We start from the raw sequence: 12,073 nt of genomic DNA on the forward strand, positions 1-12,073 counted from the left end.
TGAGTCCGCTACGGCAGGGGCTGCTGCGGGGAGGAGAGGTTCAGTGACCGACCAGGGCTTCGGGGTGGTGCGACCGCTTCCGGGCAACGGACTGGTCGCCCACATGGGCGGACTGCTGCTGGTGTGCGACGCCGGAGAGGCCGGCACCGACCTGCTGCAGGCGTTGCGCGAGACCGCGGCAGGGGGCGGCGACGGCCGGGCCCTGGCGCGCCGGGTGGCCCAGATCCTCGACCGTTCGGTCGCCGGCAACCCCGCCACGTGCGCGGTGGCCTGGCCCGCCGGTGGCGGCGTGGCCGTGATGGTGAGCGGCGAGGCCGTCGCCGTCGTGCGCGCCGGCGACGGCGAACACCGCCTGGCCGGCCGCGACGCCCTGCTCACGTGGACCGACCGGCTGTTCAAGGGACCGATCCAGTCGGTCGAGCTGAGCCTGCCCGGCGCCGGCCAGCCGCACCCGGCGATGCGGCTCGACGACGGCGTGGTGTTCGGCGGCGGGCTGGTCGTCGAGGTGGGCGAACAGGCCTCCCGGCCCGCCCCGTCCTCGGGTGAGCGTCCCTCGGGCGCGCAGCCCGCCTCCTCCTACCCGCTGACCATGGACCTGCCGCCCACGGGCGTGTTCGAGGACCCCGACCTGCTGCCCAAGAAGGACCGCCAGCAGCCCGCGGCGCCCTACCCGTGGCCCTCCGACGGGCCCGAGCGCCAGCCGGTCTCCGGGCCGATCGGCGTGCCCGACCAGCACGGTCCCGGCTCCGGCCCGCAGCTGCCCGGCTCCGGCCCTCAGGGTCCTCAGGGTCCTCAGGGGCCTGGTCCCGGCCTTCCCGGCTCCGGCCCGCAGCCGCCCTCGGGCCCGCAGGGCCCCGGCCCCCACAGCCCCTACGGCCCCGGCCCTCATGGCCCCGGCTCGCACGGTCCCGGCTCGCAGGGCCCTGGTTCGCAAGGCCCTGGTTCGCAGGGTCCCGGTGGGCACGGACCACAGGGCCCCGGTGGTCCCGGCGGCCCGGGTGGTCCTGGCGGTCCCGGTCACGGTGGTCCCGGTTCCGGCGGCCCCGGCGCTCCCGATGGGCCCGGTGGGCCCGGTCAGCAGGGTCCCGGTGGGCCCGGCCCGCTCGGGCCGCTCGGACCCGCCTCCGGTCCCATGCCGCCCCTCGGCCCGCCGTCGGGCCCGATGCCGCCGGTGGGTCCCCCCTCCGGTCAGGGAGGCCCCGAATACGGCTCCGACTTCGGCCCCATGGGCGGGCAGCCCGGCGGCCCCATGAGCGGGCCCATGCCGATGGGTCCTGGTCCGCAGCCGCCGTCAGGTCCGCAAGGCCCGGGACCGCTCGGCGGCCCCGAGGGTCCCGGCGGACGCCACCTGCAGTCCGTTCCGCCGCAGGGCAACGGCACCGCGCCCGACGCCCTGCCGTACGACCAGGGCGAGGAGTCGGCCGACGGCAAGCCTCTCGTCTACGGCGTCGACTGCAAGAACGACCACTTCAACGACCCGCGCCTGCCGTACTGCGCCTCCTGCGGGGTGGCGCTGGTGCAGCGCACGCTGGTGCCGTACAAGGGGCCGCGTCCGGCGCTCGGCGTGCTCATCCTCGACGACGGCACGGCGCTGCCGCTGGAGAGCGACTACCTGCTGGGCCGCGACCCCGACCGCGCGCCGGAGGTGGCCGGCGGCACCGCCAGGCCCGCCAAGGTGACCAGCCCGGACGGGTCGGTCTCGCGGCGGCACCTGAGGGTGGCGCTCGACGGGTGGGACGTCAACCTGGTCGACCTCGGCTCGGTCAACGGCACGCAGATCCAGCCGCCGGGCGACCCGAACTTCTACGACATCCCGCCGAACGAGCCGGTCACGATCACGCCGGGGACGACGGTCCGCATCGGCGTCTCTCGCACGATGAGGTTCGAGTCCCGCCGGCCCTGACCGTCTCTTTTCGTACGGCACGCATGGGTCACCGCCACCCGCCGACCGTGGCCGGCGGCCTTCCAGGGTGACGCTCACCGGCCGCCCCACCCGGCCGCCGTCACGGAGCCGGTTCTAGGGTCGATGGCTCACCCGCTTCCCCGCGCCACGACAGCCGAGCGCGGCGGCAGCGGAGGGCTGGCGCGGGGTCAGCGGAACGCCTGACGCGTGGTCGGCAGCGGGCTGCGTGGCGCCCACAGGAGGCCGGGCGTGTCAGCGGAGGGCCTGGCGCGGGGCCAGCGGAGGTCTGGCGCGACCAACGGAAGGCAGGCACGCGGGTCAGCGGAAGCCTGGCCGGGGTCAGCCGAAGCCTGGCGCGGGGTCAGCGGAAGGCTTGGACGGCGCGGAGCATGCGCGCTGCGGCCTCCAGGCTCCTGGCGCCCTCCAGGGCGCGGCCGGCGGCGGTGGCGAAGCGGCCTAGCAGGTGCTCGTCGATGTCGTCGAAGGCCCGCCCCGCCACCCACAGGTAGGCCTGGGCGTGCGTGGCCAGCGGCATCGGCACCGCCAGGAAGCCCGGCTCGCCGAACTCCGGGTCGGCGGCCAGCCGTACCGCGCCGCAGGCGGTGGCGAGCGTCTTGAGCGCGCCCGACTCGGCCAGCCAGCGCCGCACCCGCTGCGGGTCGCCCGGTGGCACGTGCACCCGCACCGGCCACGCGCAGTCCTGCAGCGGGTCCACTTCCACGAACCCGGCGCACCCGGCCCCGGTGACCGCGGCCGCCGCACGCGCCATACGGTCGAGCAACTGCTCGGCGTTCACACGCGACAGCTCGGCGACCAGGCCGCTGACGCCGGAGGCGGCACAGGCGCCCGGCAGCGACGTCGCCGGCAGCGTCGTGCCCGGCAGCGTCGTGCCCGGCAGCGTCGTGCCCGGCAGTGACGTGCCGCTTCTCGCGGTGGGCGTGGCCGGGGGCGGGGCCGATGCGGGCATGGCGGAAGGCACGGACAAGGGCATGGTCATGGGCGATCCTCTCGGCGGCACGCCGGTTGATCACTGGAACCTCATGGGCGGTGACTCAGAGTCTTCTATGCCGATCCGCCCTTGCCTAGCCCCGAACCGGAAATTCGGATTTTTCACATGTTGTCGTCATTCTTCGGTCGAAGCCGCAACCACGACAGATCGTCCGACCGTTTCCCGTCCTTGCGCGGGAACAGCTCCCGCTCCACGAACTCCCGCGTGAACCCCGCCCGCTCCAGCACCCGGTGCGAGGCCGTGTTCGCCGTGTCGGTGCCCGCGATGACGCGATGCAGCGGCGTCGCCTCGAAGGCCCACTCCACCAGCATCCGCACCGCCCGCGTCATGAACCCGCGCCCCCGGAAGGCGGGCATCAGGCTGTAGCCGACCATCGCCTGGTCGAGCGGCTGGGCCACGTTGGCGAGCTGGATGTGCCCGGCGAACTCGCCGCCGGCGGCGTCGCGCACGGCGAGCTCCACCCGCTGGCCGGTCGCCCACCAGAACCCGGTGCTCCGCAGCCGCCGCAGCAGCCCCTCCATGGGCGGCACGGGGAAGACGGAGAAGCGCGCGGTCTGCTCGTCCTCCAGCAGCGCCTTGAACAGCTCCGCGTCGTCCGGCCCGATCGGCTCCAGCCGGACCGTGCCGTCGTCGAGCGCCTCGAAGAACGGCAGGTAGGGCTTCGTGTCGGGCACCGGCTCCCCGGCCAGCCTGGCGAAGCCCGCCCAGTCGGCCCAGCGCCCGTCACGCAGCCGCTTGGCCTCGCGCTGCACCCCCTCCAGGGTGAACCCCGCCGCCAGGGCCGTCCGGACCGAGGCCACGTTCTCGATCTCGGCCTTCAATCCCACCCGGTGCAGGCCCTGATCGAACAGCCAGTCCGTCACCGCCCTGGACGCCCGCGCCGCCACACCCCTCCCGCGGGCCCAGGGCGCCACCAGGTAGCCGATCTCCACCGCACCCCACCGGTCGGGCGCGGGCACGCCGACGGCCCCCAGATAGCCGCCAGAGGCGTCGGAGATCACGAAGTCGGCCCCGCCCTCGTCCCGGCGGTCCCGCGTCTTCTTGATCCACTCACGCGCGTCCTGGGCCGTGTACGGCTGGGGCAGCAGGGGCAGGAAACGGGCGGTCACCGGGTCGTTGGAGGTGCGCACGACCGCCTCGACGTCGTCGTCGGAGGGAGCGCGCAGGATCAGGTCTCCGGTGGAGATCACGTCACGGGGCAGCATGGGAGTATTGCTACCAGGCGGGCGGCCCGGCCACACAACCGGTTACCGCACGGGACACCCCCGATTTGGCCCTAGCCTTTACGCCATGGGTTTCCGCAGGCACGGGCCGTTCCAGCCCGGGGATCAGGTGCAGCTCACCGATCCCAAGAACAAGCGCCACACGATCACGCTCAAGGAAGACGGGATCTTCCACACCCACAAGGGGGCGATCCCGCACGCCGACCTGATCGGGCAGCCTGAAGGCTCCGTGGTGCGCTCGTCGGGCGGCACGCAGTATCTGGCCTTCCGTCACCTGCTGCAGGACTACACCCTGGCGATGCCGCGCGGAGCGGCCGTGATCTACCCGAAGGACGCGGCGCAGATCGTCGGCATGGCCGACATCTTCCCCGGCGCCCGGGTGATCGAGGCCGGCGTCGGCTCCGGCGCGCTGACCTGCTCGCTGCTGCGCGCGGTCGGCCCCGAGGGTCACGTCACCAGCTACGAGCGCCGCCAGGACTTCGCCGACATCGCGCGCAAGAACGTCACCAACTTCTTCGGGCCCATGGACGACAACTGGCGCCTGGTCGTCGGCGACCTGGTGACCGAGATCGACGAGGTCGACGTCGACCGGGTCATCCTCGACATGCTGGCTCCGTGGGAGTGCGTCGACGCCGTCTCCAAGGCGCTCACGCCCGGCGGGGTGATCTGCGTATACGTGGCCACAACCACCCAGATGTCGAAGACCGTCGAGACGATTCGGGATCATGGAAGTTTCACCGAGCCCCACGCGTGGGAGACCCTGAGTCGCGACTGGCATGTCGAAGGACTCGCGGTCCGGCCCGATCACCGGATGATCGGCCACACGGGATTCCTCGTCATGGCCCGCCGCATGGCGGACGGGGTCACCCCGCCGCCGCGCCGCCGCCGTCCGAAGGGGACCACTGAAGAACTGTGACAATTCGGCCACGAGAGCGTATAGATCCACTACGCGGGAACAGATCACATCCCTCGTACGCTGCAAGGACTAAACGCTCTTATGGGGATTAATTACCGAATACTTAGTGTCATTGTACGAATACTGCCCGGCCAGGTTACGGAGGGGCCCGAGATAGGTAAGTCCCTAGTAGTCTTCCGACTTGGAAGGAGGTGACGGGGCGTGGCAGCTCGCGATGATGAGGCTAGGCACGCGCAGCGCGATCGGGAGGTCGCTGATCTCAACACACAGGTCTCCTTCCTCCAAGAGGAGATCACCGCGCTGAGGCGTAAGCTCGCCGAGTCTCCCCGTCAGGCCAGGGTTCTCGAAGAGCGTCTCCACGAGACACAGGCGAATCTGGCGGCCGTGACCGCCCAGAACGAACGCCTGGTCTCGACGCTCAAAGAGGCCAGAGACCAGATCGTCGCCCTGAAGGAAGAAGTCGACCGGCTGGCCCAGCCGCCATCCGGGTTCGGCGTTTTTCTCGAAGCGCGTGAAGACGGCACGGTGGAGGTGTTCACGGGCGGCCGCAAGCTGCGCGTGAACGTCAGCCCCGCCGTCGATGTCGACAACCTCAAGCGTGGCCAGGAGGTCATGCTCAACGAGGCGCTCAACGTGGTCGAGGCGCTCGGCTACGAGGATCTCGGCGAGATCGTGATGATGAAGGAGCTGCTCGAAGACGGGCAGCGCGCCCTGGTCATCTCCCACGCCGACGAGGAGCGGGTCGTCAGGCTCGCCGAATCGCTGCTCGACCAGCCGATTCGCGCGGGTGACTCGTTGCTGCTGGAGCCCCGCTCCGGCTACGTCTACGAACGTATCCCCAAGTCCGAGGTCGAAGAGCTGGTGCTCGAAGAGGTCCCCGACATCTCCTACGAGGAGATCGGCGGCCTCATGCGGCAGATCGAGCAGATCAGGGACGCCATCGAGCTGCCCTACCTGCACGCCGACCTGTTCCGCGAGCACAAGCTGCGTCCCCCGAAGGGCGTGCTGCTGTACGGCCCGCCCGGTTGCGGAAAGACGCTCATCGCCAAGGCGGTCGCCAACTCCCTGGCCAAGCAGGTCGCGGAGAAGACCGGCCAGTCCGGCAAGAGCTTCTTCCTCAACATCAAGGGGCCGGAGCTGCTCAACAAGTACGTCGGCGAGACCGAGCGGCACATCCGCCTGGTCTTCCAGCGGGCTCGTGAGAAGGCCTCCGAGGGCACCCCGGTGATCGTGTTCTTCGACGAGATGGACTCGATCTTCCGCACCCGTGGCTCGGGCGTCTCCTCCGACGTCGAGAACACCATCGTCCCGCAGCTGCTCAGCGAGATCGACGGTGTCGAGGGCCTGGAGAACGTCATCGTCATCGGCGCCTCCAACCGCGAGGACATGATCGACCCGGCGATCCTGCGGCCCGGCCGCCTGGACGTCAAGATCAAGATCGAGCGGCCGGACGCCGAGGCGGCCAAGGACATCTTCTCCAAGTACCTCATCTCCGACCTGCCGCTGCACCCCGACGACCTGGCCGAGCACTCCGACTCGCGCGAGGGCACCATCCACGGCATGATCCAGAGCGTCGTGGAGCGTATGTACACCGAGAGCGAGGAGAACCGCTTCCTCGAGGTGACCTACGCCAACGGCGACAAGGAAGTCCTGTACTTCAAGGACTTCAACTCCGGCGCGATGATCCAGAACATCGTCGACCGGGCCAAGAAGATGGCGATCAAGCAGTTCCTGGAGAGCGGCACCAAGGGCCTGCGGGTGCAGCACCTGCTGTCGGCCTGCGTCGACGAGTTCTCCGAGAACGAAGACCTGCCCAACACCACCAACCCCGACGACTGGGCCCGCATCTCCGGCAAGAAGGGCGAGCGGATCGTCTACATCCGCACGCTGGTCTCCGGCAAGACGGGCACCGAGGCGGGTCGCTCGATCGACACCGTCGCCAACACCGGTCAGTACCTCTGACCCAGCTTTCACCAGAAGGCCCCGCGCTCATCCATCCGGAGCGCGGGGCCTTCTGGGTGGAAACGCCTTTCCGCGCCCACGGCGGCGTCGTTAGCGTGACTCCATGCGACTGCGGCACCTCGCGCTCCCGGTGCGCGACCGGGAGCGATCACGCGCGTTCTACGAGACGTACTTCGGCTTCGCCGCCGGCCCCGCCACCGAATACCCGGACGGCACCCTCATCATCCGCACCGCCGACGGCTTCGACCTTGCCCTGCACCCCGACCCCGGGCACGGCCCCGCACCCGCCTTCCTCCACTTCGGCTTCACCTGCGCAGGCCGCGACGAGGTGACCCGCATCCAGGCGCGGCTGCGCTCCGGCGGCGTCGAGATCGTCGAGGAGGACGACGAGGACGACCTGGTCAGCTTCAAATGCCTCGACCCCGACGGCTACCGCATCGAGGTGTACTGGGAAACCGTCTGAGCCCGGCCGGACCAACAGCCGCCACATAAGTCACAAAAGCTGTCACACTGGTCTCTCCTGTCACAGCAGTCCCGGGGAGAACGGTGACCGACCAGCCGCGCCTGCGCGAGCTCGACGCCCTGCGCTTCCTCGCCGCCTTCGCGGTGATGGCCTTCCACTACCTGTCGGCGTTCAAGTCGATCTGGGTGACCGAGCCGAACCACATCTTCGCCCCGGTCGCCCCCGTGACCACGCTCGGCATCCTCGGCGTGGAGCTGTTCTTCCTCATCAGCGGCTTCGTCATCCTGATGAGCGCCTGGGGCAGGACCGTCGGCGGCTTCGCCGTCTCCCGCTTCGCCCGGCTCTACCCGGCCTACTGGTTCACCGTCCTGGCCATCTGGGCGCTGTACTCCTTCACCAGTGTGCAAGGCTTCCGGCCCAAGTTCGAGGTCTCCGACTACCTGTGGAACCTCACGATGTTCCAGTCGGCGGCCAAGGTCGGCCACGCCTCCGGCGTCTTCTGGTCGCTCTGGGCCGAACTGCGCTTCTACATCCTCATGGCCGTCTTCGTGATCATCGGGATCACTCTCAAACGCTGCTACGCCTTCATGGGCCTGTGGTCGCTCGGCGCCCTCGCCGCCGAGTTCACCACCAAGACGTGGCTCGTCGACCTCTTCGGGATCACCCCCGAGCGCTGGCTCGTCAAGACCAACGAATGGCTCACCCTCATCTTCATGCCGCGGCAGATGCCGTACTTCATCGCCGGCATGTGCTTCTTCCTGCTGTGGCGCTACGGCCACTCCTTCCTGTCGTGGTTCTTCGTCGCGCTCAGCTTCTACCCGGCCGTATGGGTCGCGCTGGAACGGGTCGGCAGCCGCGTCAAATCCAAGGGCTACGAGGACTTCCCCGCCTCCGAGACCGGCGTCGTCATCGCCATCACGCTCATCTACCTGCTCATCGCCGCCGTCGCGCTCGGCTGGCTGAAATGGATGACGTGGAAGGGCCTGACCATCCTCGGCGCCCTCACCTACCCGCTCTACCTGGTGCACCAGACCCTCGCGGCCGTCGTCATCCCGCCGCTGAAGGACTCGATGAACCCCTGGCTGCTCGCCGCCCTCACCATGGTGATCGCCATCGTCGTCTCCTACCTCGTCTACGCGCTGATCGACAAGCCCGGCCAGCGGCTCCTGCGCAAACTCATGCCCCGCGACAAGACCCGCGGGCGGCGGCGTAAGCCCTCGTCGGAGCCCATTCCCGAGATGTCTCCGCGAACGCATCAGGCATCTGTGCCATAACGGAGTGCTGGCCGGGCATCAAGAAAGGGCTAGGCTCGGGAACGAACGGACTGCCGCTAGACATGGGGTGCGCATGACGGTGCGTCGGGTGATGGGCATCGAGACCGAGTACGGAATCTCCGTACCCGGCCAGCCAGGCGCCAACGCGATGGTGACGTCGTCACAGGTCGTCAACGCCTACCTGGCCGCTTCGGCCGCCAGGGCGCGCAGGGCGCGCTGGGACTTCGAGGAGGAGAATCCGCTGCGCGACGCGCGCGGCTTCGATCTCGCCCGGGAGGTCGCCGACCCCAGCCAGCTGACCGACGAGGACCTGGGGCTGGCCAACGTCATCCTCACCAACGGGGCGCGGCTCTACGTCGACCACGCCCACCCGGAATACTCCACGCCCGAGTGCACCAACCCTCGCGCGGCGGTCATCTGGGACAAGGCCGGCGAGCGCGTCATGTACGACGCCGCCGTACGCGCCTCGGCGATCCCCACCAACGCGCCGATCCAGCTCTACAAGAACAACACCGACGCCAAGGGCGCCTCCTACGGCTGCCACGAGAACTACCTCATGCGCCGGGCCACCCCCTTCGCCGACATCGTGCGGCACCTGACGCCCTTCTTCGTCTCCCGCCAGGTCGTCGTCGGCGCGGGCAAGGTCGGCATCGGGCAGGACTCCCGCACCGAGGGCTTCCAGATCAGCCAGCGCGCCGACTTCTTCGAAGTCGAGGTCGGACTCGAGACCACACTCAAGCGGCCGATCATCAACACCCGCGACGAGCCGCACGCCGACCCCGAGAAATACCGGCGGCTGCACGTCATCATCGGCGACGCCAACATGTCGGAGATCTCCACCTACCTCAAGCTCGGCACGACCGCGCTCGTCCTGGCCATGATCGAGGACAACTTCCTCACCCGCGACCTCACCGTCGACAACCCCGTGCAGGCCCTGCGCGCCGTCTCCCACGACCCGACCTGCCGCTACGAGATCGCCATGCGCGACGGGCGCAAGCTCACCGCCATCCAGCTGCAGATGGAATACCTGGAGCAGGCCCGCAAGTACGTCGAGGAACGCGGCACCGCCCAGGAGGAGATGACCAAGGACATCCTCGACCGGTGGGAGTCGGTGCTCACCCGCCTGGCCGACGACCCCATGCAGCTGTCGCGCGAGCTCGACTGGGTCGCCAAGCTCGAACTCCTCGAGGGCTACCGCACCCGCGACAGCCTGCCCTGGTCCCACCCCCGTCTGCAGCTCGTCGACCTGCAGTACTCCGACATCCGCCCCGACCGCGGCCTGTACAACCGGCTCGTCGCCCGCGGGCGCATGCAGCGCCTCGTCACCGAGGAGCAGGTCCTGCGAGCGGTGGAGAACCCTCCCACCGACACCCGCGCCTACTTCCGCGGCCGCTGCCTGGCGCAGTACTCCGAATCCGTCGCCGCCGCCTCCTGGGACTCGGTCATCTTCGACATCCCCGGACGCGAGTCGCTGCAGCGTGTGCCCACCCTTGAGCCGCTGCGCGGCACCAAGGCCCACGTGGGGGAGCTGTTCGACCGCTGCCGCACCGCCGCCGACCTCGTCGCCGCCCTCACCGGCGGCGAATGACCCGCCCCGCGCTCCGCCGTACCTGTTCCCGGTACGGCGGAGCCGTGTCGGCCCCGGACTCGGCCAGTCAGAATCTACAAAGTAAAGCCGCTCGGTTCGGTGTGCCCCCATCGAACAGGCCACCATGAGCAAACCTGCACGACGTGTGCACCCACGCCCAGGTCGGGGGACCCCACCCTTGCGGGACCGCACCGACGGCCCGTCCTGGCGCCGACTCGCGGCCAACGCCCAATCCCCTGCGGCTGCCCCACCACCGCCAACGACACCGTCAAACGCGGCGCCCTGCCCGCCCAGCTCTTCCCGCTCCCGGCCGAGACGGCCGACCCAGGCGGTATCTGCCTTGATCACATGTCGCACCGGACCATAGGGTCGCCGCCAACCCTGGGGCTCCAGGTTTCCGTGGTCCGCCATTGTCCGGGCCCGCCGGACATCCTTGGGGCCTGGATAGTGAAGGTATCCGGGGAAGTGGCGAAGATCGCCGGGTCGTCTGCGCGAAATGTCGGCCGGTTCGGGGAAGATATAGGTCAGAGGCAGTCCCCCAACCGGAGGTAAGAGATGGCAGCGAAGGACACGGGCGGCCAGAAGCAGGCCGGTCGGCGCGAGGGCGAGGTCGAGGCGGTCGAGGCGACCGCCGAGACCGACGTCCAGGAGCGGCACGAGAAGCTCACGGACGATGTCGACGCGATTCTGGACGAAATCGACGAAGTTCTCGAAGAGAACGCAGAGGAGTTTGTCAGAGGTTACGTGCAGAAGGGCGGAGAGTAGGGCAAAACGGGCGCTGAAATCGGGTTAGACCGGTGGGAAGTGGTCCTGGGGTGAAGCGGTGCCCGGATTGTGGGGTGGTGAAGGCCGTCTCGGAGTTCGGGCTCAACAAGCGCATGTCTGATGGGCGGGCGCGCTACTGCAAGGCCTGTTTCGGGGTTCGCTCGAAGACGAGTTATCGCAAGCGGGCGGCCGAGCAGGGGCGGAGCGTGCGCGAGCGGGCGGAGGCTCCTGAAGGCCACAAGTACTGCCCGCGATGTCAAGAGACCAAGCCGACCGCCGAGTTCGGGAGGAACCGCTCGGAGTCGGATGGGCTCACGTCCTACTGCAAGCCGTGTCACACGCTGGTGGCACGGGAGAACCGCATCAAGAATCACGGCAGCGAGCGCAACTACAAGCTCCAATACCGCTACGGCATCACCGAAGACGACTACGAGCGCATGCTCGCCCAGCAGGGCGGGCTCTGCGCCGTGTGCCGGGAGAACGCCGGCACGCATGTCGACCACTGCCACAGCACCGGCCGGGTGCGTGGCGTTCTCTGTTTCAACTGCAACAACGGCCTCGGGCACTTCCGTGACGATCTCACGGGCCTGGCCCTGGCCGCGGCGTACCTGTGGGACGTGGAGGTCTGGGCCGACCGGCCCGCGGTGCCGGGGCCGCGGCGGGCGCAGGCCGCGCCGACCCGCTCCTACCACCTGTCCCAGCGGTACGGCCTGTGTCATGCCGACGTGGAGCGGATGATCGAGGCGCAGTCGGGGCTGTGCGCGGCCTGCTGGGAGCGGGAGCCGGAGCACGTCGATCACTGTCATGGCACGGGTGAGGTGCGCAAGGCCCTGTGCCTGCCGTGCAACACCGGGATCGGCCAGTTCCGCGATGATGCCCGGTTCGTCTGGCGGGCTCTGGAATATCTGGCGCCGCCGATCGCGTGGGAGGATTACCTGGCTCTGGTCACGCACGACTAGAAGGGGTGCAC

At 69.5% G+C, this 12,073-nt stretch carries 10 protein-coding genes; 8 read left to right on the forward strand and 2 right to left on the reverse strand.

From position 1 onward, the window contains the following. Nucleotides 1-43 precede the first annotated feature (43 nt). A complete protein-coding gene (locus tag ACIBH1_RS09640) occupies nt 44-1,903 on the forward strand; it encodes an FHA domain-containing protein (RefSeq protein WP_397313226.1) in 1,860 nt (619 codons plus the stop codon). Between the two features lie 361 nt (nt 1,904-2,264). On the opposite strand, the gene ACIBH1_RS09645 is transcribed toward ACIBH1_RS09640, so the two are convergent. Next, entirely contained in the window at nt 2,265-2,900 is a 636-nt protein-coding gene (locus ACIBH1_RS09645; RefSeq protein WP_397313227.1) for a hypothetical protein, read from the reverse strand. Between the two features lie 113 nt (nt 2,901-3,013). After that, on the reverse strand, nt 3,014-4,117 hold the full coding sequence (locus ACIBH1_RS09650; RefSeq protein WP_397313228.1) for a GNAT family N-acetyltransferase: 1,104 nt from the start codon (nt 4,115-4,117) through the stop codon (nt 3,014-3,016). A gap of 85 nt (nt 4,118-4,202) precedes the next feature. Between ACIBH1_RS09650 and ACIBH1_RS09655 the strand changes: the two genes are divergently transcribed. From ACIBH1_RS09655 to ACIBH1_RS09685, 7 genes are all read left to right on the forward strand, one after another. Continuing rightward, nucleotides 4,203-5,051: a tRNA (adenine-N1)-methyltransferase gene (locus ACIBH1_RS09655; RefSeq protein WP_181614824.1), complete on the forward strand. Its 849-nt coding sequence runs from the start codon at nt 4,203-4,205 to the stop codon at nt 5,049-5,051. Between the two features lie 201 nt (nt 5,052-5,252). Then, nucleotides 5,253-7,013 carry a proteasome ATPase gene (gene arc, locus ACIBH1_RS09660; protein ID WP_397313230.1) on the forward strand — a complete coding sequence of 587 codons (1,761 nt, stop codon included), beginning with the start codon at nt 5,253-5,255 and terminating at the stop codon, nt 7,011-7,013. Between the two features lie 103 nt (nt 7,014-7,116). Beyond that, complete coding sequence (locus ACIBH1_RS09665; protein ID WP_397313231.1) at nt 7,117-7,476, forward strand: VOC family protein; 360 nt, start codon at nt 7,117-7,119, stop codon at nt 7,474-7,476. Nucleotides 7,477-7,559: 83 nt separating this feature from the next. Continuing rightward, nucleotides 7,560-8,750: an acyltransferase family protein gene (locus ACIBH1_RS09670; RefSeq protein WP_397313233.1), complete on the forward strand. Its 1,191-nt coding sequence runs from the start codon at nt 7,560-7,562 to the stop codon at nt 8,748-8,750. 73 nt (nt 8,751-8,823) lie between these two features. Continuing rightward, on the forward strand, nt 8,824-10,338 hold the full coding sequence (gene dop / locus ACIBH1_RS09675; RefSeq protein ID WP_397313234.1) for a depupylase/deamidase Dop: 1,515 nt from the start codon (nt 8,824-8,826) through the stop codon (nt 10,336-10,338). A gap of 555 nt (nt 10,339-10,893) precedes the next feature. Continuing rightward, on the forward strand, nt 10,894-11,103 hold the full coding sequence (locus ACIBH1_RS09680) for a ubiquitin-like protein Pup (RefSeq protein WP_397313235.1): 210 nt from the start codon (nt 10,894-10,896) through the stop codon (nt 11,101-11,103). Between the two features lie 74 nt (nt 11,104-11,177). Then, entirely contained in the window at nt 11,178-12,062 is an 885-nt protein-coding gene (locus tag ACIBH1_RS09685; RefSeq protein WP_397313236.1) for an endonuclease VII domain-containing protein, read from the forward strand. Nucleotides 12,063-12,073 lie beyond the last annotated feature (11 nt).

It is taken from the genome of Nonomuraea sp. NPDC050663 (genome assembly GCF_044456985.1).
Lineage (GTDB): Bacteria > Actinomycetota > Actinomycetes > Streptosporangiales > Streptosporangiaceae > Nonomuraea.